The 24,339-nt window shown below is 32.9% G+C and carries 17 protein-coding genes; 16 read left to right on the top strand and 1 reads right to left on the bottom strand.

The genetic code is table 11. The annotated features are described in order from the left end of the window. Positions 1–38: 38 nt before the first annotated feature. Both ACUN3A_RS15890 and ACUN3A_RS15885 read left to right on the top strand, forming a co-directional pair. The gene (locus ACUN3A_RS15890; RefSeq protein ID WP_445552264.1) at positions 39–2,696 is read left to right on the top strand and encodes a non-ribosomal peptide synthetase; all 2,658 of its coding nucleotides are present in this window, start codon (positions 39–41) and stop codon (positions 2,694–2,696) included. After that, positions 2,683–3,474 (top strand): 4'-phosphopantetheinyl transferase family protein, encoded by a 792-nt coding sequence (locus ACUN3A_RS15885; RefSeq protein ID WP_445552263.1) that lies wholly within the window; start codon positions 2,683–2,685, stop codon positions 3,472–3,474. Before ACUN3A_RS15890 ends, ACUN3A_RS15885 begins: the two co-directional genes overlap by 14 nt. A gap of 136 nt (positions 3,475–3,610) precedes the next feature. Here the strand turns inward: ACUN3A_RS15885 and ACUN3A_RS15880 are convergent, their stop codons facing one another. After that, complete coding sequence (locus tag ACUN3A_RS15880; RefSeq protein ID WP_445552262.1) at positions 3,611–3,844, bottom strand: helix-turn-helix domain-containing protein; 234 nt, start codon at positions 3,842–3,844, stop codon at positions 3,611–3,613. Between the two features lie 729 nt (positions 3,845–4,573). Here ACUN3A_RS15880 and ACUN3A_RS15875 point away from each other — a divergent pair. The 14 genes from ACUN3A_RS15875 to ACUN3A_RS15810 all read left to right on the top strand — a co-directional run bounded on the left by ACUN3A_RS15875 (position 4,574) and on the right by ACUN3A_RS15810 (position 23,830). Next, complete coding sequence (locus ACUN3A_RS15875) at positions 4,574–5,233, top strand: response regulator (RefSeq protein ID WP_445552261.1); 660 nt, start codon at positions 4,574–4,576, stop codon at positions 5,231–5,233. 206 nt (positions 5,234–5,439) lie between these two features. Beyond that, positions 5,440–6,921, top strand: a complete 1,482-nt coding sequence (locus ACUN3A_RS15870; protein ID WP_445552260.1) for an MFS transporter — start codon at positions 5,440–5,442, stop codon at positions 6,919–6,921. 259 nt (positions 6,922–7,180) lie between these two features. Next, positions 7,181–8,596, top strand: a complete 1,416-nt coding sequence (locus ACUN3A_RS15865) for a CmpA/NrtA family ABC transporter substrate-binding protein (protein WP_445552259.1) — start codon at positions 7,181–7,183, stop codon at positions 8,594–8,596. 790 nt (positions 8,597–9,386) lie between these two features. Next, positions 9,387–12,902, top strand: a complete 3,516-nt coding sequence (locus ACUN3A_RS15860) for a molybdopterin-dependent oxidoreductase (protein WP_445552258.1) — start codon at positions 9,387–9,389, stop codon at positions 12,900–12,902. Between the two features lie 102 nt (positions 12,903–13,004). After that, the gene (locus ACUN3A_RS15855) at positions 13,005–14,432 is read left to right on the top strand and encodes a rubredoxin (RefSeq protein WP_445552257.1); all 1,428 of its coding nucleotides are present in this window, start codon (positions 13,005–13,007) and stop codon (positions 14,430–14,432) included. A gap of 724 nt (positions 14,433–15,156) precedes the next feature. After that, positions 15,157–15,561 carry a helix-turn-helix domain-containing protein gene (locus ACUN3A_RS15850; protein WP_445552256.1) on the top strand — a complete coding sequence of 135 codons (405 nt, stop codon included), beginning with the start codon at positions 15,157–15,159 and terminating at the stop codon, positions 15,559–15,561. Between the two features lie 237 nt (positions 15,562–15,798). Further along, entirely contained in the window at positions 15,799–16,842 is a 1,044-nt protein-coding gene (locus ACUN3A_RS15845) for a tyrosine-type recombinase/integrase (protein ID WP_445552255.1), read from the top strand. Between the two features lie 1,031 nt (positions 16,843–17,873). Continuing rightward, positions 17,874–18,266 (top strand): hypothetical protein, encoded by a 393-nt coding sequence (locus ACUN3A_RS15840; RefSeq protein ID WP_445552254.1) that lies wholly within the window; start codon positions 17,874–17,876, stop codon positions 18,264–18,266. Between the two features lie 214 nt (positions 18,267–18,480). Continuing rightward, a complete protein-coding gene (locus tag ACUN3A_RS15835) occupies positions 18,481–18,873 on the top strand; it encodes a hypothetical protein (RefSeq protein ID WP_445552254.1) in 393 nt (130 codons plus the stop codon). Between the two features lie 218 nt (positions 18,874–19,091). Continuing rightward, positions 19,092–19,664 (top strand): RDD family protein, encoded by a 573-nt coding sequence (locus tag ACUN3A_RS15830; protein ID WP_445552207.1) that lies wholly within the window; start codon positions 19,092–19,094, stop codon positions 19,662–19,664. Positions 19,665–19,870: 206 nt separating this feature from the next. Beyond that, on the top strand, positions 19,871–20,329 hold the full coding sequence (locus ACUN3A_RS15825; protein WP_445552253.1) for a hypothetical protein: 459 nt from the start codon (positions 19,871–19,873) through the stop codon (positions 20,327–20,329). Positions 20,330–20,797: 468 nt separating this feature from the next. After that, positions 20,798–21,649, top strand: a complete 852-nt coding sequence (locus ACUN3A_RS15820) for a hypothetical protein (protein WP_445552252.1) — start codon at positions 20,798–20,800, stop codon at positions 21,647–21,649. 601 nt (positions 21,650–22,250) lie between these two features. Next, positions 22,251–23,000, top strand: coding sequence for a hypothetical protein (locus ACUN3A_RS15815; protein ID WP_445552251.1), 750 nt, complete (start codon positions 22,251–22,253; stop codon positions 22,998–23,000). 266 nt (positions 23,001–23,266) lie between these two features. Continuing rightward, positions 23,267–23,830: a DUF4870 domain-containing protein gene (locus ACUN3A_RS15810; RefSeq protein ID WP_445552250.1), complete on the top strand. Its 564-nt coding sequence runs from the start codon at positions 23,267–23,269 to the stop codon at positions 23,828–23,830. The last annotated feature ends 509 nt before the right edge of the window (positions 23,831–24,339 follow it).

Raw genomic sequence — 24,339 nt, 5'->3', positions numbered from 1 at the left:
CCATTTCATTTAAACCTATAACATTAAAAAAAGAAATCATGAATAAACTAAACAATCCAATATCAGACATAATTGAAAGTGATTATTTAGCTGATTATAGTACACTAAATGACACCGAAACCGCATATCCTAATGTTTCATTATCTGAATTATTAAGCCAACAAGCAGAAATTTCACCTAAAAGTATCGCAATTGAATATAATAACACCAAAATATCATATGAAGATTTACATAGTAAAGTGAATCAATTTGCTCATTACTTAGAAGCAAATGGAGTACAATCTGGTGATTATATAGCTGTTTCTTTTCCACGAAGCCCAGAATTGGTATATGCCATTTTAGCAATTATTCAATGCGGTGCTGCCTACTTACCTCTAGATCATGAATATCCAAGTATGCGTGTAGAATTTATGATGCAAGACTCTAATGCTAAATTTTTACTAACTAGCAAGGCCTTGTCTTTATCATTACCCAAATGTTCCAATACTATTTTGATAGATGATGCAATGCAATCATTACATCAATACCCAGCAACAAAACTTCAAACGTATGTAGATCCAGAAAATATAATATACCTTTTGTATACTTCTGGTTCTACAGGAAAACCAAAAGGAGTAAAAATATCTAATAAAAATCTAGTCAATTTACTTTCTTCTTTAGTAATAGATCTAGGTATAAAAGAAACCGACAAACTTCCTTTTATCTCAACAATTTCCTTTGACATTGCGAGTTTTGAGTTGTTTTTCCCTTTATTTAAAGGAGCAATTTTAGTCATTCCCAGCCATGAAACATCAAGCGATGGCAGGCTTTTATATGATATGCTAGATAAAGAAAAAATAACGCTTGTAGTAGCCACACCTACTACTTATCAAATGCTTATAGATTCTGGATGGTCAAAAAAACTACCCTTAAAAGTATTATGCTGTGGTGAATCACTACCTCGTAAATTGGCTAATGAACTCATAAAAAGAAGTGATGAACTTTGGAATTTGTATGGCCCTACAGAAATAACCATTTTTTCTTCATGCAAACATATTAAGTCCGAAGAAACATTAATTTCCGTTGGAGGCCCAATTGCCAACATGCAATATTATATAGTTGATGAACAGGGAAAACTACTCCCGCCAAACACCATTGGAGAAATTGCGATTGGCGGTGATGGAGTTGGAAAAGGATATTTGGGAAGACCAGAATTAACCGCCGAAAAATTTATCCCTAATGTATTTTCGAATAAAAAAGATGCCATGCTTTATCTTTCAGGCGATTTAGGAAAACTACTCCCAAGCAATGAAATAGTATGTCATGGACGTATAGATCATCAAGTTAAAGTAAGGGGTTATCGAATTGAAATTGGAGAAATAGAAAATGCTTTAATGTCAATTGATGGTATTAAATCGGCATTTGTAATAGCCAAAACCGATATACTTGTTGCGTTTATTTTAGTAGATTCTGAATTTACTAACGAACTTGATCAAACTAGAGTATGGCGAAATAAATTGGCTTCTCAATTACCATCTTTTATGGTCCCGCATGTTTTTCATATTCTAGACAAAATACCTACTACATTAAACGATAAAATAGATCGAAAGGCATTATTAGACTATAAATCCAATTCTGAAAATATAGAAGAGTATACCGCTCCCCGAACAGAAGAAGAAAAACTAGTGGCGACTATTTGGAAAGAAAGCTTAGGTATAGAGAATATCGATATTTTTAGTGATTTCTTCGAAATGGGCGGACATTCAGTCAAGGCTGTAAAAGTGATGATTGAAATAGAGAAACACACTGGCAAAAGAATACCGCTATCTACATTATTCAAATATTCAACAGTCGAGAAATTTGCTAAACTATTAAATGCAGACAGTGAAATTTTATCCGATTGTTTAGTTCCTTTAAAACCAAATGGCACTAAACCTCCTCTATTCATTATTCATGGAGCAGGACTCAATGTTTTAAATTTTATCAATTTAAGTAAACACTTTGATAAAGATCAACCAGTGTATGCCCTTCAAGGTACAGCTAAACAATATAATCAATGGTATGAATCAATTGAAGCCATGGCAGCTCATTATATAGAGGCTATTGTAAAAATAAACCCGAATGGTCCTTATGCATTGGCAGGTTTCTCTTTTGGCGGTATTGTTGCATTTGAAATGACGCGTCAATTAAAAAATCAAGGAAAAAAAGTCAGCTTGACAGCACTACTCGACTCTTATCTTGATTCTTCATACTATTATAAAACATTCAGACAAAAACAATTCATCAGATACTTTGATACAACCTATAGAAGATTAGACTTTTTAAAAGAAATGCTCTTAAGTTGGAAAGTTTTTAAAATGCGTATTAATGAAAAAAAAGAGTATATATTAAAAAGACATTTTGGTCATAACAATACTATGACTGAAGAAGAATCATTAGCACTTGAACAGTTTACAATAGCTGACAGTATGGTCAAAAAGATTGTCGATCGCTATCATATTAAACCACAAAACTTTGAAGTAGACTTATTTAGATCAAAAGATGATGTTAATTATAAACTAGACCCTACCAACTTGGGATGGAAAAAAGCGGCATTAAAAGGAGTCACTGTTCATAATATCTCAGGAAATCATTTAAGCATTGTAGCACCACCAAATGATAAAGTATTAGCACAACTGCTACAAGATATTTTAAATAAAAAATATGCAAATAGCTAAACTCTATATTTCGTATTTAAACATAAGGGAAAGTGAATTCCCTACTAAAGAATATTCTTTAAATACTGATGATATAATCATTTACAAAATCTATTTGCCCAATTTTATCGACTTAAAATTAGATTTATTGAAGTTTCTTAATTTAAAAGAAAATATCAGAGCCGAACGCTTTCATAAGGAATTAGACAGAAACCGATTCATTATTTATAGGTCGATTTTAAAATTTATTTTAGCAGCATATACTAAATCGGATATAAAAAATATTTTCCTTGCTTATCATTCCAATAAAAAACCATATTTAACCTCCCATCCTTGGTTATTTTTCAATATCTCACATTCTGAAGACTTTGCTTTTATAGCAATTTCGCGCAAAAAAATTGGAATAGATATTGAATATATGGCAGAAGATTTTAATTTCACAAACCTGCTTCCAGATGTTTTTGACGATAAAGAAATTTTAGCAATTCAAAATGCTGTAGATAAAAAACAGGCTTTTTACACCTCATGGACACGTAAAGAAGCCTTCGTGAAAGCATTGGGAAAAGGTATTGATGAAGATTTTAAATATATTCCATGTTTAGACGGAATGCATACTTTAGATTCTATTGAATTGAAAAATACTGAAGACTGGCAAGTATATAGTTTTGATTTTGCAGATCATTATTTGGGTGCAATAGCTATTGAGGGGGTATCAACAATCTCTAAAGACCTAATATTATGTAGTGTACCAAACACCTTAAATAGTTTACTGGAGATGATTCAAATAAAAAACTATTAATTCCCAAAAGTATTTGTTTTTTTGTTGTCTTATTTTAAGATTTATTACAATGAATAATAAGTAGTTAAGAACAAAAATAACTACTGTTTTTTATACAACAATAAGTACGTATTAATTAACTAGTTTCAACAAATAACTACTTAGTAACAGTAAAAAAAACAGAAACATCAAATTTGAATATAAATTCAATCGAAACATCTAAAACTTTACCAATTTCAATCAACTTAGTAACTGTTAAATCAACCTCTCCTCGTTCGATTTTACCATAACCACTCATACTCATATGCAATTCATCTGCTACATGTTCTCTAGTTAAATTCTTCAATTCTCTTATTTTCCTGATATTTAAATACACATTAGATTTATACATAACAAAAAATTTAAATAATTAATATTGATATTGAACACAACAAATATTCAAACTTTTAATAAAATGTGCGATTGTGTATTTACTTATTCAACACCATCGCCTACACCTCAAAAGAACGTGTTATTCTCTTTTTTTAATTTTAAATAAAAATAAAACAAATACCATAATCTTCGATGAATTAAATACTTAATCTGTTAAAACAACTATAAAATCCGATAAAATACTTCATTTTATTTCATTGGTATATTTTAAAAATTACAATTTTTATTGTTGTTAGTTAAATACTTTCAATTTAAGATAATTGTATTTCCATAAGAGTAATTTATCAAACTAAATACTTTGCGAAACCCATTGAATGTAATTATTTTAAACACATAGAAACATAGATTGTGTAAGCTCAAATAAAAGCATTTCACTTTTTTAAAACACACATAACGTACTATTTAAAAGAAATGCATTTCTCTTTACATTCTTTTTTTTAAGTAAAATCTATGCATCTATGTGATTAAAAAATATGAATAACTTCCTATTCATCTTCGGAAGTTCAATAATACTAACAATGCAAAAAAAACCAATTCAGAATGTACTTAGATTTAGAAATCATATCCAAAAAAAGAAGAACATTAAGAAGCAATTTCATTTTTAGATTTTATTTTCAAAAAATACGTATCTTAGCGTCTTAAATTAGATGAATCTACGTAAAAGTAAGCATTGAACAATAAGTATATTATGAGGGATAACATTCGAGTAGTTCTTACAGACGACCACGTTTTTGTGAGAGATGGAATAAAATCATTATTAGAAAACGAAGCGAACATCACTGTTATAGGAGAAGCTACGGATGGTGTTGAAGCACTAGCATTAATAGACGAACTACAACCTGATTTGTTAATTCTTGACATCAGGATGCCTAACTTAACTGGTATAGAAGTAGTCGAACAATTGAGAAGCAAAAACAATTTTGTAAAAATTATAATGCTCTCTATGCATGAATCTGAAGAATACGTATTAAAATCTATTCAAGCAGGAGCCGATGGGTATTTACTTAAAGGATCTAGTAAAGAAGAATTTTTAAAAGCTGTACACACCGTTTCTAGTGGTGGAAAATATTTTAGTGGCGACATTTCGTCTATATTAATAGGACAACTTACCAATTCTTCATTAAGTGCAGAACCAAAACAAATATTAGGAGAAGAACAAGTAATTACCAAGAGAGAAAAAGAAATTTTAAAACTTTTACTAAGCGGAAAAGGGAATAAAGAAATCGCTGAAGCCTTAGATATTAGTAAAAGAACCGCAGAAGTACACCGTTTCAATCTGATGAAAAAATTGAAAGTAAAAAACCTGATGGAGCTTTCTAATAAAGCATCTGAATACTCGCTTTTGTAGTAAACTAAGCTACTAAGACTCTAAGTTGCTAAGATTCTTAGTATCTATCCTAAAAAATTATCTGCATAAATCTTAGCAACTTAGATACTTAGAATCTTTACAACTAAAAAAATACGTATAAATACTTAATTATTTTTCAAAAGCTGCGAAAACGCAGCTTTTTTATTTCACATACTACTTAGTTTTGTATAAAAATAATAAGTATTATGTCTACAACAAACTCCCTTTCACTATCACACCGAATTTTATTTTTAAACACTTTGGCTTTTACGGTGTGTTTCGCTTGTTGGACTCTTAATGGAGTTCTAGTTACCTTCTTAGTAGATAATGGAATCTTCAAATGGGACGTTGTCCAAGTAGGATGGCTTTTAGGAATTCCTATTTTAACTGGATCAATTATGCGTTTACCAATAGGAATATTAACAGATAAATTTGGTGGTAAATATGTATTTTCAATTTTACTGCTGCTTTGTTCTATTCCATTATTCTTATTACCATTTGCAAATAGCTTTTTTATGTTTGCGGTTTTAAGCTTCTTTTTCGGAATGGTAGGAACCAGCTTTGCTGTTGGTATTGGCTTCACTTCGGTTTGGTACCCAAAAGAATGGCAAGGTAGAGCTTTAGGAATTTTCGGAATGGGAAATGCTGGAGCGGCTATCACAACTTTTATGGCACCTTCTTTATTAAATCAATTCTCAATAGATGACCCACAAAATGGATGGAAACTATTACCAATTATATATGGAGCAACATTAGTAGTAATTGGTATTATCTTTTTAATTTTTACAAAAAATAAAAAAGTAACTGGTCCAGCGAAAAGTGTTCCTCAAATGCTAGGTTCTTTGAAAAGCACTAGAGTATGGAGATTTGGAGCTTATTATTTCTTAGTGTTTGGTTGTTTTGTAGCTTACTCTCAATGGTTATTACCTAACTTCATGAATGTTTATCAAACTAGCTTAGTAATGGGCGGAATGTTTGCTACCATGTTTAGCTTACCATCTGGTGTAATTCGTGCATTTGGAGGCTATTTATCAGATAAATTTGGAGCTAGAAAAGTAATGTACTGGGTACTTAGCTCATCAGTAATTTTAAGTGCCATGTTAATGATTCCAAAAATGGATATTACTACTGCAGGTCCTGGAGTTATGTCTCCTAAAAAAGGAATTATTACAGCAGTTTCAAACACACTTGTCAAAATAGGAGAAAAAGAATTACCTATTAATTTAAAAATAGACAAACCTCTAGAAAATACAATTTTCCCAACTCATAGTTCTTGGCAAGAAGTGGTTGTAAATCAAAATCAAGAAGTGAAGAAAAAAGAACTGATTGCGAAAGGAGTTACAGCTATTCACTTTAGCGCTAATATGTGGGTATACCTAATACTCGTAATCCTTATTGGAATTTCTTGGGGAATTGGTAAAGCAGCGGTTTACAAACACATCCCAGATTATTTCCCTACTGAAATTGGAGTTGTTGGAGGTATGGTAGGAATGATTGGCGGTCTTGGAGGATTCTTTGGACCAATCATCTTCGGATATTTATTAACTACTACCGGATTCTGGTCTAGTTCATGGGTTTTCATCCTATTATTATCAGCTGCGTGTTTAATTTGGATGCATGTAACGGTAACCAAAATGATGAACGAAAAACAACCAATTTTATCCAAAGAAATGGATAGAAAAAAATAATGCCTTTTTAATTACTTGTATATAACTGCTCTCCGAACCTCTTATCAGGAGAGCAGTTTTTTTTTACCAACACCAAATTATTATCAAAAAAAAAAGACCCTTATTATGCGGTCAAGGACAACTATATCTATCAACCAAATTATTCACACTCTTAAACAAAACCAATGTCGTATAAAAACACTTAAGCCATAATTAAATTTTCAATAATTATTGAGCATAATTTATCTAATTTGAATACTAACCGCCCAACCAAAAGATCATGAAAAAACTAGCCTCAAACTTAATCGCACTTTTGGTAATAGTGTTTACTGTTACCGGTTTTACAAGTCCAAATTCACCCCATCCAATTTCAAAAAAAGGAAATTCAATCGAACGTAAGAGAACTGACGAAGAAAATCCACCAAAAACAAAAAAACTACCTGTAGAAAAAGCCATTCTAACCATTGGATTTATAAAACTAACTGACATGGCTCCTCTGGCCATTGCTAAGTTCTTAGGCTATTTTGAAGAAGAAGGATTAACTGTAAACTTAGAAGCTCAGGCCAATTGGACAGAAATCTTAGATAAAGTAATAGACAACCAACTCGATGGAGCTCAAATGCTAGCTGGACAACCTATTGCAGCAGCTGTAGGATGTGGTAGACAAGCCCAACTTGTTACTCCCTATTCTATGGATTTAAATGGAAATGCCATCACAGTATCCAAAGATGTTTGGTCTAAAATGAAAGATAGTATCCCAGAAGAATATGGCAAACCTATTCACCCAATCCCAGCCTATGGCTTAAAACCTGCTTTAAACTTTTATAAACTAGCAAACAAACCTTTTACTTTTGGTATCGTTGGCGCTTACTCCACTCATAATTATCAATTGAGATATTGGCTTGCTGCGGGCGGCATAAATCCTGGATTTTATAACAGTAACACCATTCAAGGAAGCAAAGGAAATACTGGCGCAGATGTACAATTGAATATTACTGCTCCTCCAAAAATGCCCGAAACTTTAAAAGCAGGTACCATCAATGCGTATTGTGTTGGAGAACCTTGGAACCAACAAGCAGTTGAGGAAAATATAGGTGTTCCGATTGTAACCAGCAGAGAAATTTGGAAAAATCATCCCGAAAAAGTATTCGTAATGACCAAAGAATTTACCACAAAATATCCTAATACTGCCACTGCTTTTACAAAAGCATTAATAAAAGCAGGTAAATGGCTAGACGATCCCGAAAACAGAAAAGAAGCTACCCGAATTTTATCAAAATCTAAATATGTAGATGGCGAGAAACACGTAATTGACAATTCGATGTTAGGTACTTTTGAATTTGAAAAAGGAGATGTACGATTGGTTCCCGATTTTAATGTATTTTTTAAATATAACGCCACCTATCCGTATTATTCAGATGGTATTTGGTTCATGACACAAATGAAACGTTGGGGGCAAATATCCGAACCCAAAACAAATGAATGGTATATCACTAAAATTAAAGAAGTTTATAAACCCGAAATATGGTTTAAAGCAGCAAAATTATTACTGGAAGAAGGTTTTATTATTGAATCCGACTTACCTGTAACGGATGGATTCAAACCAGTAACTAACGAATTTATCGACAAAGTGTCCTACGATGGAAGAAAACCTGTAGAGTATATCAATAGTTTTAAAATTGGTTTAAAAAACTAATCTAATATTCAAAAATACCTTTTTTGCCCTAAAAAAGTAGAAGAAAAAATACCACCAAAAACAAATTTCAATCCCTTAAAAGCCTGATGTATTTTTCACAAATGCATCAGGTTTTTTTTATGGTTAATTTCTAAAAGCTATAATCTTTAAATAGGCACTGGCTCTAATGTAATGTCATTATGTTAAGGGTTAAAAAACAATTTGATTGCTGATTTTTGATTGCTTCGCCAGTTCGCCTTTCAGGCTCGGGTAACGATTTTTGATTTCAGATGTAAAAAACCTCGTAAAATCAAAAAAATATTATTTACACCATCAATCTGAAATCAGAAATCGTTAATCCTCAATCTAAAATCTAAAATCTCTAAACTTAATATGATTACGCTCGCGTGAGTGATGGTAGTGGAGCTCTTTTTTCTTTCTCAATTTCCTCGGGTTTAAACCCGAGGAAATTGAGAAAGAAAAAAAGCGGGAACGTACAGCACGACCCGACCTTTTCGGGAGGGGCACGCCCAAATTTAAATTATAGATTTTCAGATTGCAGATTTTAGAAAACATATCGAAGATTAAAACTTCATTTTTTATAGTAATGCAAATACTATATAATAACAGCCCTAAATTCTTTTAATAATTCAAAATATTGAATCTATTTTTAGCATTCTAATTATATTGATTATAAACATAGAAATAAAATCATTTTATACGTATTAATACGTAATTATTACTTACTTTTGTCTATATAGATCGTAAAAACGATTCTCAGATGACTACTTTATAAATAAAGATATACATAATGCAAAATACAGAAATCAAAACTACGTGTTCCTATTGTGGAGTAGGATGCGGAATTATTGTAAAAAATGATTCTAAAAATGGAGTGACGGTTACCGGCGACAAAGATCATCCTGTAAACAGAGGAATGCTTTGTTCTAAAGGAATGAACTTACATTATGTAGCAAATGACACTTCGGATAGAATACTGTATCCCGAAATGAGATGGAGTAAATCACACCCAAAAGAAAGAGTAAGCTGGGACGCGGCTTTGGATCGTGCTGCTGCTGTTTTTTCTTCCATCATAAAAAAACACGGACCTGACAGCGTTGGGTTTTATATCTCTGGACAATGTTTGACCGAAGAATATTATTTAGTCAACAAATTAGTAAAAGGCTTTCTAGGAACTAACAATATAGACACCAACTCCAGACTTTGTATGAGCTCTGCAGTTATTGGATACAAAAAAACTTTTGGTGAAGACTCTGTCCCTATCGCTTATGCTGATATTGAACTAGCCGATACCTTCCTGATAACGGGTGCGAATCCTGCTTTTTGTCATCCAATACTTTTTAGAAGATTGGAACAACACAAGGAAAAAAATCCTAAAACAAAAATCATCGTTGTCGATCCTAGAAGAACTGACTCGGCTATTGCTGCCGATTTGCACTTACAGATTCTTCCCGGAACTGATGTTGTTTTATACAATGCCATTGGAAAACGATTAATTGAAAAAGGATATATTGATTCTGATTTTGTAAAAAGACATACCGAAAACTACCAGCTCTATAAAGATATGGTAACAAATAGCTCTTACGAAAAAGCAGCTAAAGTATGCGGCGTTCCTGTAAATGATATTCACTTAGCCGCAGAAATTATTGGTAAAGCCAAAGGTTTTATCTCTATGTGGGCAATGGGACTCAACCAAAGTGCTATTGGTGTTGATAAAAATACCGCTTTATTAAACCTTTCGTTGGTAACTGGCCAAATAGGAAAACCTGGATCAGGGCCTTTCTCTCTAACAGGACAACCCAATGCTATGGGAGGCCGTGAAGTTGGTGGAATGGCTAATTTATTGGCAGTTCATAAGGAACTAGCAAATCCAGAACATCGTAAAGAAGTAGCTCAATTTTGGGGTGTAGATTCTATTTCGGAGAAACCAGGACTAACAGCAACCGAAATGTTTGATGCGTTAGAGTCTGGAAAAATGAAAGCAGTTTGGATTATTTGTACCAATCCAATGGTCAGCTTACCAGATTCTCGAAGAGTTGAAAAAGCATTAGCAAACGCTAAGTTTGTTGTCGTTCAGGAAATCTCTCATAATGCCGATACCGCAAAATTTGCCGATTTATTATTACCCGCAGCAGGATGGTTGGAAAAAGAAGGAACCATGACCAACTCCGAGCGTCGAATTTCTTATTTACCAAAAGGAATCAATGCGCCTGGAGAAGCTTTACCAGATGTTGAAATTTTAGTGAATTTTGCAAAAAAAATGAAGTTCTCTGGTTTCAATTTCGAGAATGCCGAAGCTATTTACAAAGAATACTGCCTGATGACAAAAGGCACCAACATAGATGTTTCTTATTTAAATTATTCCCGACTAAAAACCGAAGGAACTTTTCAATGGCCAGTTCCCGATTACGGACACCCAGGAACACCTCGTTTATTTGCGGATAAAAAATTCTTTACGCCTTCGCAAAAAGCTATTTTTAATATTCCAACCAATATTGAAAATACTTCAGAACAGCCTTCTACAAAATACCCATTTATATTGACTACAGGTCGTATTCGTGACCAATGGCATACTATGACCAAAACGGGAAAAGTGTCTCGATTAATGACACATACTCCGAGTCCTGTCCTTGAAATAAACCCTATTGATGCCTACAAATCCGAAATCAAAAACGGTGATATTGTTGTAGTAAGCAGTAAAAACGGTGAAGTACGTGTCAAAGCAAAAGTAACCGATACTATCAAAGAAGGTGTTCTGTTCTTGCCAATGCATTGGGGAAAACAATTGGATAATGATTTGAACAGAACCAATAACTTAACCAATACTATTGTAGACCCGACCTCTAAAGAACCCGATTTTAAATACACTACGGTTTCGGCAAAAAAATACGTGAAGCCATTCCAAAAAATCGCTGTGATTGGTGCGGGAGCAGCCGCTTTTCGTTTCATTCAAAATTATAGAGAAATCAATACTGTCGATGAAATTATTGTTTTTTCTAACGAAGAAAATCCATTTTACAATCGTGTACTGTTACCTGAGTATATGACAGGAGAATTTACTTGGGAAAAATTGCTGAAAATCAAAGGAGATGCTCTTGGCCAGTTGAACATCACAATGAAATCAGGAGTAGCTATCGAAAACATAAATTCAAAAGATAAAACAATAACTGACAGCAAAGGAATTGTTCATCAATTTGATTCGCTGATTATGGCAACCGGAAGCCGTCCGTTTATCCCCGAAAATGCACAATTGCATTTGCCTGGCCGATACACAATGAGAAAAAAGAGCGATGCCGACCGATTAAAAAATTACTTAGACGGAACTAATTTACCTGCAGAAGAACAACATGTCGTTATTGTAGGTGGAGGTTTATTAGGACTAGAATTAGCCGCAGCACTTAAACATAAAAAAGTCAAAATAACGATTATACAAAGAGCTTCCCGTTTAATGGAGCGCCAACTGGATCGTATTTCCAGTAAATTATTGGCCGAAGAAGTACAACTTCGTGACATTCAAATTTATTTTGACAACGAGGTAAGTACGGTATTTGAAACAGATAACGCTAACGAATTAGAAATCGCCCTAAAAAGTGGACGAATCCTAACAGCCAATGCCATTGTTTACACCATTGGAACTATTCCAAACATTGAATTAGCTAAGGAAACAGGACTTGTTTGTGGTCGTGGTGTCAAAGTAAATCAGTACTTACAAACATCAAATCCCGATGTATTTGCGATAGGTGAAATTGCAGAATTCAACAATCAATTATTCGGAATCACTTCTGCCGCCGAAGAGCAAGCTGATATTTTGGCGAACTTTATTGCGGGTGATATCAGCAGTTATTACAAAGGATCGGTGCTGATGAATATTTTAAAACTAGAAGACATCAATCTTTGCAGTATTGGTGTAATCGAAGTTCCAGAAAACGACGATTCGTACGAAGAAATTGTTTTTGCCGACTTAGGAAAGCGCTATTATAAAAAATGTATTGTCAAGAATGATTTATTGATAGGTGCCATTTTGATGGGCGACAAAAACGAATTTGCCGAATTCAAAACCATGATTGAAAGCAAAATCGAATTGGCCGACAAAAGAAATTCTTTATTAAGAGGAAGCGGTTCTGAAGCCAAGCCAGTAATAGGAAAATTAGTTTGTTCCTGCAGTCAGGTAGGTAAAGGAAATATCGAAGAATGCATCAAAACCGGCGTGACCAACTTTACAGAATTGTGTAAAACCACTGGTGCAGGATTAGGCTGTGGTAGTTGCAAAACCGAAGTAAAAGAGATATTAGCTAAATGTAAATAAAGTTGTTGGTTGATGGTTGTTAGTTGATTGGTATTGGGTTTTTAACTTCCTGCTAACAACCAATAACCGACAACTATCAACTACTCATTAAAAAATAAAAACATGGAATTAACAAGACTCATTGTAAAAGGTGGTGTAATTTCTCCAGGAGAATTACGCGATATTGTAAATATGGGATTAGAGCAAGGACTAGAAGCCATATCTTTTGGTTCTAGGCAAGACATCATCTTCCCAAAAGGATTCCAAAGTAATACAATCGAAAAAACAGGAAAATATCATTTTGTATATCCAAACGAAAAAAGCGGTAACAACATCGTTTCTTCGTACGTAGCAACTGATATTTTCAGTAATACCCCTTGGCTTACAGGAAATAAATTCCTGTATATACTTGAACAATTTAAGGAGCAACCCGCCTTAAAAGTCAATATAACCGATCCCAAACAACAGCTCGTTCCGCTATTTACGGGACACATTAACTTTATAGCCTCTCACCATGAAGATTATTGGTTTTTGTATGTTCGTTTACCAAAATGGGACAAAATGGAACTTTTCCCTGTATTAATTTACAGTTGGGATATTGGCAAAATCTACTACGAAATAGAAAAAATACTTCAGGAAGAACCCGATACTATTGATATGATTTTCCAGCTCGTTAGCGATTTGGACACCAACAATAGAACCATCGATCAGCCGTTAAACATTTCGTTCTATCCTTTCCCTTATTACGAAGGAATGAACAGACTCGGAATAGATCAATACTGGCTCGGACTCTACTGGCGTAATAACCTGTACGATTTACAGTTCCTAAAAGAAATGTGTGATTTGTGTTTTGATTGCAAAATCGGAAAAATATGTATCACCCCTTGGAAATCATTTATCGTAAAAGGAATTCCACAAGATCGCAAACTCGATTGGGAGAAATTCTTAGGCAAAAAAGGAATCAACGTACGCCATTCCCTACTGGAGCTCAACTGGCATTTGCCCGTAGCGATGGAATGGGCATTGAATCTCAAAACCTTCCTTGTGCGTACCCTCGACCAGTTCGACATCAGCACCTACGGACTTACCTTTGGGCTTTCCGATTATAATCGCGAAGGGCACTATTTTACTTCGGTCGTAATCGAAAAAAATGAATCACCAAAAGACCTTGAATCCATCAAAATCCGAGATACATTTAATATTTTGCACGCCAAAAATTTCGACCCCAACACCCGCGAATACATCGTTCACGCACAAGATGTCGACAAACTGGAATTACCCAATATCCTTATCGAATTGAGTAAAAAATACTTTGAAGAATTAGGAACCAGTGTACTAGAGTTTCAAAATACGAAAGCAAAAAAAGAAACCAAAGCATTAGACATTCATCAATGTCAGGAATGCTTAACTGTTTATAATTCTGAATACGGAGATGTTATTCAGGGCATCGAAGAAGGAACACTTTTCAAGGATCTCCCAGAGGATTATTGCTGTTCATTATGCGAAGCTCCAAAGGATCGTTTCATCCCTTTAGAAGAAGCCAAAGTATAATTAAATCCACCTGTCGGGTGTAATTCCGGTTAAATAAAAAATGAAACACAGAGACATAGATTTAATAGTAACTCATTAAAGAATCAATAGAAATAACACTGTTTTTACTTCGTCAGTTCGCCCTTCGGTCTCGGGTCACATAGATTGACTTATATGAAAAGTGAAATGTCTATCAAGTTCTTCTAAAACACTATAAATTCTATGTTTCTATGTGTTAAAAAATAATTTCAACCAACGGGTTAAATCCAATTTAAAGCATCAGTTTTCCAAAAATCCTTTGGGCGAGCCTTGATATTTCAGTAGGTAGCAACAAATGAAATTCACTGATCTCATAGGAATCATCATTTTACTAGTAATTATCGTGGTCCTTGATGAACTATTTTAAGCATAATTTGAAAAATTTAGCACTAAAAAACTAATGATTTGAGATGGTTTATTGATTTCTAAAGACAACTACCACTTTTCATACATTATCCATACACTATCTATGCTTTATCTATACCTTATCTATGAAATAAAGATATTTTCGAGTTTTGGAAATGAAAGTTTTCTACAGTTTTCATATTTTTGTTTTTGTGGTTAGTATTTATCCGAAAAATTGTATTTTTGATTAATACTGGGCAAGTAAGCAATAGATTCTACCGTACTGAACTATCGGGAATTTTATCTCACAAAAGCAAGCCTGTTTTTTACCAAGACTTATTATTTTAAAGAATTTTGAACTATGAACACAGCAACAAAACCCAAACATATTGGCAGAAATATCAGCCGGATCAGAGAACTTAGAGGTATGAAGCAAGAAGCATTGGCTACTGCAATTGGATTAAGCCAACAGTCTGTATCTAATATCGAAGGAAGTGAAACAGTTGATGAAGAAAAACTACAGGCGATTGCTGAAGTTTTAGGTGTAACTACTGAAGGAATAAAAAATTTTTCAGAAGAAGCTATTTTAAATATTATCGGAAACACTTATCATGTTGACAATTCTTCTGCAGTAAATTACGGTTGCACTTTCAATCCATTGGATAAATTAATGCAAGCTCATGAAGAGCAAATAAAACTTTATGAACGTTTGGTTCAAGCTGAAAAAGAAAAAGTGGAATATTTAGAGAAGCTATTGAAAAAATAGAATCGCTACATTTTTATTATAAAAGCAAGAAGAGACCGTAACAAGTCTCTTCTTTTGTTTCGAACTGATGGTTTGGAGTAACTTTTTGAGATAGTAAATCCGTGCTATCGAACTAAAAATATATTTATCCGATCTAATTTTGTAAATATATTTTTCTATTTATTAACGGATTAAAAATTAGTTTTATAAATATATTAGGAATAATTCATTATTTTAGTACAGAAAAAAGCCACTATAATGAATTGGGAAGCCAAAATTATTACCCACAAAAAAGAAAAACGAATTGCGGTCTATTTTGAAAAAAATGCTGAATTAATAGCTCGAATAAAAAAACTGGATGGTTCCAGGTGGAGTCAATCTCTAGGAGTCTGGCACCTACCAGACACGGTTGAAAACAGGGATCGATTTCAATTAGCTCCTCTCTCCCACTCATTACCTTCAGATGAAGGCATGGAACAAATAACGAAATTTATACAATGGCTATCGTCTAAAAGATATAGTTCAAATACCATAAAAACATATTCCGAAGCTTTGAAATCCTTTTTGATTTTTTACAGAGAGAAAGCTATTGCCGAAATTTCGAATGAGGATGTAATTATCTACAATAATGAGTACATTTTGAAAAATAATCTTTCGGATTCCTATCAAAACCAAATCGTTAATGCAATCAAACTATACTTTACAACCATTCGGGAAACCAAGATTGAAATAGATAAAATTCATCGACCAAAGCGATCTAAACTATTACCTAATGTTTTGAGTAAAGGGGAAGTGAAACTAATTTTGAATGCACCTACCAACATCAAACACAAAATGATGCTTTCATTGATATACAGTTGTGGTTTGCGATGTGGCGAACTATTAACACTTCGTCCCGTTCATATCGATTCTAAAAGAAATATTATAATGATTAAAAATTCAAAAGGAAAGAAAGACAGAATAGCACCACTAAGCCCAAAGATATTAGAAATGCTACGAGAATATTATATCTTATTTAAACCCACAACCTATTTGTTTGAAGGTCGAATTAATGGGCAACCTTATGATGACAGAAGTTTGCAACAGGTTTTAAAACAGGCACTACAAAAAGCAGGAATAACAAAACCTGTAACCTTACATTGGTTACGTCATAGTTATGCCACCCATTTATTGGAAAGCGGTACTGATTTGCGATACATACAAGAATTATTAGGGCATAACAGTAGTAAAACCACCGAAATTTACACTCACGTAAGTACGAAAAGTATTCAACAAATAAAAAGTCCGTTTGATGATTTGTAATAAAAACATTATCTATATATTTGTTAAAAATACGCTATTCAATAGCGACTATACATCCAAAAACGGGTAGATTGTCGCTATTAGATAGCGAGTATATACAAGTTATGCGCAATTGAGTGTTTGAGACTTGATAAATAGCGAAAATTTTGAGGAAAAGGAAAGCGTTAATAGCGGAAAATGATTTTATTTTTCGTCAAGCCTTGCAAATGGGATTTGCTGAAAATGTATTTTCAAAGCGAAGAACGCTTATAAGGCTTGGCTAAGTTATAGTAAAAAAATGACAAAGTCAACTATTTTTTTACTGTAAATTATTTAACGCTAGGTTTTTGCGGAAATTTATCGCTAAGATTTAAAAAAACTGCGCCTATCATTGCGGTCTGATAGGAGCAATATTTTAAAATCATTTATCTAATCCTCTTCTCGACTCAACTGTTCCTGCTTTTTTATATCTTGGCAGAAGATAAAAAACAGCGCATAACACTGGCTAAGCGCAATGCCTGCCGCAGGCGCAACACAGGCACTGCGCCTAGCCAGATAACGTTATGCGCAATTGAGTGTTTGAGACTTGATAAATAGCGAAAATTTTGAGGAAAAGGAAAGCGTTAATAGCGGAAAATGATTTTATTTTTCGTCAAGCCTTGCAAATGGGATTTGCTGAAAATGTATTTTCAAAGCGAAGAACGCTTATAAGGCTTGGCTAAGTTATAGTAAAAAAATGACAAAGTCAACTATTTTTTTACTGTAAATTATTTAACGCTAGGTTTTTGCGGAAATTTATCGCTAAGATTTAAAAAAACTGCGCCTATCATTGCGGTCTGATAGGAGCAATATTTTAAAATCATTTATCTAATCCTCTTCTCGACTCAACTGTTCCTGCTTTTTTATATCTTGGCAGAAGATAAAAAACAGCGCATAACACTGGCTAAGCGCAATGCCTGCCGCAGGCGCAACACAGGCACTGCGCCTAGCCAGATAACGTTACCAGCAATTGTAAACCAGAATAAAGAATCTAACGCAATTTTTAAATCAATATGCAATCAAACATCCGTAAAACGAAAATATTGGTTTGTATTTCTGTAATAGCTTTGTTAATTTCAAATTGCAACAGAAAAACTGATTCAGAAAACCAAATCACTATAACAATAAATTCAATTGACAAAGAAACCAAACAGCGTAGGATTAATAAGTTTGATAATGTTGAAGTTAGAAGAGAAGGAATTGGATATTTAATGAAAACTTTTAAGAAAGTTGGAGAATATAAAACAGATTCTACAGGTTCGGTTAAAATCAAGGTTGATTCTTCTAAAATATGTGATATTTCAGTATCAGGGTTAAATGTTTTAGGTGGAGATATGTTTTATCCAGGACATTTAAAAGATGGTCAAGAAATAAATATCGAAGTTGTATCTCTTGAAAACAGGTAAAAACTATAATAAAGAAAAATCTAAAGAACAACTGCTGGTAACAGCTACTACAACGAATTTGGGCAATAGGCATAATGTAAAGTTGGTTTTGTATTTGGGAGATTTGGCAAATCCGAAGAATGGGCTTAATTTAGTCCCAAACCCGCTGTAGTACCAGAACGTTACCAGCAATTGTAAACCAGAATAAAGAATCTAACGCAATTTTTAAATCAATATGCAATCAAACATCCGTAAAACGAAAATATTGGTTTGTATTTCTGTAATAGCTTTGTTAATTTCAAATTGCAACAGAAAAACTGATTCAGAAAACCAAATCACTATAACAATAAATTCAATTGACAAAGAAACCAAACAGCGTAGGATTAATAAGTTTGATAATGTTGAAGTTAGAAGAGAAGGAATTGGATATTTAATGAAAACTTTTAAGAAAGTTGGAGAATATAAAACAGATTCTACAGGTTCGGTTAAAATCAAGGTTGATTCTTCTAAAATATGTGATATTTCAGTATCAGGGTTAAATGTTTTAGGTGGAGATATGTTTTATCCAGGACATTTAAAAGATGGTCAAGAAATAAATATCGAAGTTGTATCTCTTGAAAACAGGTAAAAACTATAATAAAGAAAAATCTAAAGAACAACTGCTGGTAACAGCTACTACAACGAATTTGGGCAATAGGCATAATGTAAAGTTGGTTTTGTATTTGGGAGATTTGGCAAATCCGAAGAATGGGCTTAATTTAGTCCCAAACCCGCTGTAGTACCAGAACGTTATGAGCTATGTTAGCCGACCAAAACACAAAAGTTAACCAACCAAGAAATAAAAAAATGAATACAGATTTTAAAGAGGTAATGTCAAAACGAACTGACGATGAACTTATCAAAATTGTAACTATAGACAAGGGTAAATACCAACCTTTGGCTATTGAAGTTGCTGAAGAAGAAATTAAGAAACGTAACATAGATACATCAAAATTTGAGCAAGTTAAAGTTGACTTAACAGCAAAGATTACAGAACAAGAAGAATTTGAAGCTAAGAAAGTAAGTTCTCTAACAAGGTTTTTAAACTTTATAATAGACTTAATTGTGTGGTTTATAATTGTAGCTATTTTGACGAATTCATTGAACGCAAAAGATCCCGTTCAAATGTTATTCGGATATTTTATATTCTTCGTAAGTTATATTAGCTACTATGCGTTTATGGAAACAAAATTTCAAAAGACAATTGGAAAGTTTATAACCAAAACAAAAGTTGTGAATAAAGATGGAACTAAACCACAAGGCGGAGATATTTTACGAAGAACATTTTGCCGACTAATTCCATTCGACAGAATTTCGTTTCTTTTTACGCCAAATGGTTTTCACGATAGACTTTCAGACACAATAATAATCAAAGATTGAACTAACTAATAGCATAAAAACACAGCCCATAACAGCTACTACAACGGATTTGGGCAATTGGCTTAATGGAAAGTTGGTTTTGTATTTGGGATGATTTGGCAAATCCGAGGAATGGTCTTAATTTAGTCCCAAACCCGCTGTAGTACCAAGACGTTAGCGGTTATGCAAAAACCAAACTAGAAATATCAGAATCAAAACATATTTAAATGAAGAAGAAAACACTTTTATTATTAATCTCATTTGCATTCTTGTCGTGTAATAAAACAAGTAAAGTAGAAACACAAAACACTGACAAACAAATTGATTCTTTATCTGTAAATAAAGAAGTCTTAAAATCAGAAACCGAAATTAATACTGAATCAAAAGCACAAAATTGGTATGATGGATTAATTGCTGATTACATAAAAAAATCAGACAATAAACTTATCAAAACGTCTTTAAAAAACAAGGAACGAATTGAATGGCTTTTAGACAGAACTGAAAAAACCGATTCTACAAATTATTATATTTTTAATATTGGTCAAGATGTATCAGAAGAAGACGGAACAGAATCAAGATTCACTTCTGATGGATGGATTTATATTGATAGTATATCTAAAAAAATATACGAATACGACTTACCCAATGATAGTTTAATCGTGTGGAAGAATAAGCACAACCGCTAACAGCCGTTTGGCGAGGTTGGGGTTTTAGGCTGAATTTAAGATAGTTTTGTATTTGTAAAATTTGTGTTTAACCGAAAAATCTCGCCTCTTTAATCCCCAACCTCGCCAAGCGTCAGAACGTTATGCGCAATTGAGTGTTTGAGACTTGATAAATAGCGAAAATTTTGAGGAAAAGGAAAGCGTTAATAGCGGAAAATGATTTTATTTTTCGTCAAGCCTTGCAAATGGGATTTGCTGAAAATGTATTTTCAAAGCGAAGAACGCTTATAAGGCTTGGCTAAGTTATAGTAAAAAAATGACAAAGTCAACTATTTTTTTACTGTAAATTATTTAACGCTAGGTTTTTGCGGAAATTTATCGCTAAGATTTAAAAAAACTGCGCCTATCATTGCGGTCTGATAGGAGCAATATTTTAAAATCATTTATCTAATCCTCTTCTCGACTCAACTGTTCCTGCTTTTTTATATCTTGGCAGAAGATAAAAAACAGCGCATAACACTGGCTAAGCGCAATGCCTGCCGCAGGCGCAACACAGGCACTGCGCCTAGCCAGATAACGTTGTATGCTATTTTACAGGAAATACTCGACAAGGAAGAACATTTATTAAAAACGAAAATGAATAAAACACTACTCCTATTATTTAGCTTTTTATTTTTAAGTTGCAATTCAAAATCTCAAAATAACATTGCGGAAAAAGAAACCGAAAAACAACAAAAAACAGCTAAACATAAATTGACTGGAAAACAAATAATAGTAGAATTAGAAAAACTTAATTTTTTCAATCTCACCGAAAAAAAAGATTTAAAAGAAGCAAAAGCTGAATTTGAAAAATTCTATAACGAACTAAATTTTTTTGAAGGTAAAATGGAAGGCGAAAGCATGATATTTACTGACAATAGATTTTATTTTATTGATACTGAAACTCTATTTGAAGGAGGCGGATTAATTCAGTATTTAGAAACCGTTAAAAAGACATTTGATAAACTAAACTTGAAACTTGAAATTTCAGATGAATTTAATAATCAAACTGAAAAACATTGGACTCATAAAATAAAACTTAACGGCAAAGAATATATAGCTTTTGACAATGATTTTGGAAACACTGATTGGGGAATTTCATTTATATATTTTATAGAAATGCTTAACGACCAACTCAAAATACAGAAAAGTATTGAAAGATTTTATCCAATTCGTTCTGGAAATGATGGGGAAATGGTTTTGCTAACTAAAGAACAATTTGAATTTGTGAAGGCAAATTATCCAAATGATAAAGAACATCCGCAAGAAATAAACGAATGGAAAAGAGGCTACGGATTATAAAAAAAAAACAGCATACAACAGCTACTACAACGGATTTGGGCAATTGGCTTAATGGAGAAATGGTTTTATATTTGGGATGATTTGGCAAATCCGAAGAATGGTTTTAATTTAATCCCAAACCTGCTGTAGTACCAAGACGTTATGCGCAATTGAGTGTTTGAGACTTGATAAATAGCGAAAATTTTGAGGAAAAGGAAAGCGTTAATAGCGGAAAATGATTTTATTTTTCGTCAAGCCTTGCAAATGGGATTTGCTGAAAATGTATTTTCAAAGCGAAGAACGCTTATAAGGCTTGGCTAAGTTATAGTAAAAAAATGACAAAGTCAACTATTTTTTTACTGTAAATTATTTAACGCTAGGTTTTTGCGGAAATTTATCGCTAAGATTTAAAAAAACTGCGCCTATCATTGCGGTCTGATAGGAGCAATATTTTAAAATCATTTATCTAATCCTCTTCTCGACTCAACTGTTCCTGCTTTTTTATATCTTGGCAGAAGATAAAAAACAGCGCATAACACTGGCTAAGCGCAATGCCTGCCGCAGGCGCAACACAGGCACTGCGCCTAGCCAGATAACGTTATGCAACATTATATCAAAAATTATGGCTAAAAGAACTTTCCTATTTTTAATTTTAATCTTGTTATTCTCTTGTCACAAAAAAAATGAAAAGGCAAAAGAACTATTATTAATTGCAACCGATAAAAGCTCGTTTATAAATAAAACAGAATTAACTTTAAAAATTTTCTCTGATAGTACATATGTTTTCAATGTAAATGTGAATGGTCAACTTTACAATAAAGTTGAAAATTTTAAGGGATATGTAAAAATAAAAAATGATAGTCTTGACTTTTTTCCTTCAAGATTTGAGTTCATTAGAGCGGATAAAGCAAATCTAAAAAATGGATATATAGATTTTATAGATGGAGATGTACCGTTTAGAATGAAAATTGATTCTACCAAATTAAAAGTCAATAACTTAATTAATTTTTCAAAATTCAAAAATTATGCGGTTTTCAACTACGAAAAAAGTGAACGAGAAAATGATGAAAATCTTAATATCGATTTAAATGAAAAAGATATTTACGAAATTGAAAACTTGCTAAAACCTGAATTTAAAAAGAGAAAGAACCTAAACGAATATGGCAGATATCTAAAACAACTTATTGGATATAAAAAAGCTAATGGAGAAAAATATGTGATTATAAAAAGTTTTTGTGAAAGCAGATATGAATTAGAAAATTTCAGGAAAAGTGTTATTGAAATGAACGATGGTGGAAAATGCAATATTTTTATTGTCCTGAATTTAACACAAAAGAAAATTGAAATTTTTAGTGTTGCTGGTTTAGCATAAAAATAACGTCGCATAACACACGCTACAAGCAATTTGGGTATTAGGCTTAATGGAAAGTTGGTCTTGTATTTTGAAGTTTTGGCAAATCCGAAGAATAGGCTTAATTTAGTCCCAAACTGCTTGTAGCGCGGGGACGTTGGCACCAATTAAAAAACCTAACAAAATCAATAGATTGACAAGAATGTCGTAAAAATGTCGCAAAGAAACCGTTATCAAAAAGATAGTTTCATAAGTAGTTTTGTCAAAACAATAAATCAAAATTAACTATGAACGAAATCGGAAAAAAAATTAGAGAAGTAAGAAAGAAAAAAGGACTATCTCAAGAAGAATTAGCTGAATCAGCAAAGGTAAATTTAAGAACAATACAACGAATCGAAAATGACGAAAGTGAACCTCGTGGAAAAACTCTGAATTTGATTTGTGAAGTTCTTGGCATTAACGCAGAAGACATTTTGGATTACGGAAAACAAACGGACAAAAGTTATCTGACTATTTTCCATCTTTCGGTGATAGCATTTTTAGTAATTCCAGTTGGAAATATAATTATTCCTCTAATTTTATGGATGAATAAAAAAGATAAAATAATTGGACTTAAAAAAATCGGAGCGAACTTATTGAACTTTCAGATAGTTTGGTCTATTTTGACCTTTGTTTCGATAACTACATTCGCTTTATTTAAAATTATGCATTTTGGATATTATCCTATTTTGTTTTACTTATTCATTGGACTTTACGCTTTGAATATAATATTACCCATAATTTTTGCACTTAAAACAAGTAAAGGAAAAACAGAAAACTTATATCCGAACATTATAAAACTGATAAAATAACTGGTGCCAACAGCCGTTTGGCAAGATTGGGGTTTTAGGCTGAATTTAAAGATGGTTTTGTATTTGAAAAATTTGTGTTTAACCGAAAAATCCCGCATCTTTAATCCCCTAACCTCGCCAAGCGCCAGAACGTTATGCGCAATTGAGTGTTTGAGACTTGATAAATAGCGAAAATTTTGAGGAAAAGGAAAGCGTTAATAGCGGAAAATGATTTTATTTTTCGTCAAGCCTTGCAAATGGGATTTGCTGAAAATGTATTTTCAAAGCGAAGAACGCTTATAAGGCTTGGCTAAGTTATAGTAAAAAAATGACAAAGTCAACTATTTTTTTACTGTAAATTATTTAACGCTAGGTTTTTGCGGAAATTTATCGCTAAGATTTAAAAAAACTGCGCCTATCATTGCGGTCTGATAGGAGCAATATTTTAAAATCATTTATCTAATCCTCTTCTCGACTCAACTGTTCCTGCTTTTTTATATCTTGGCAGAAGATAAAAAACAGCGCATAAC

It is taken from the genome of Flavobacterium sp. WC2509, assembly GCF_052683105.1.
The sequence above is the reverse complement of the archived record's forward strand: the minus strand, read 5'-3'. Positions and strand labels throughout refer to the sequence as shown.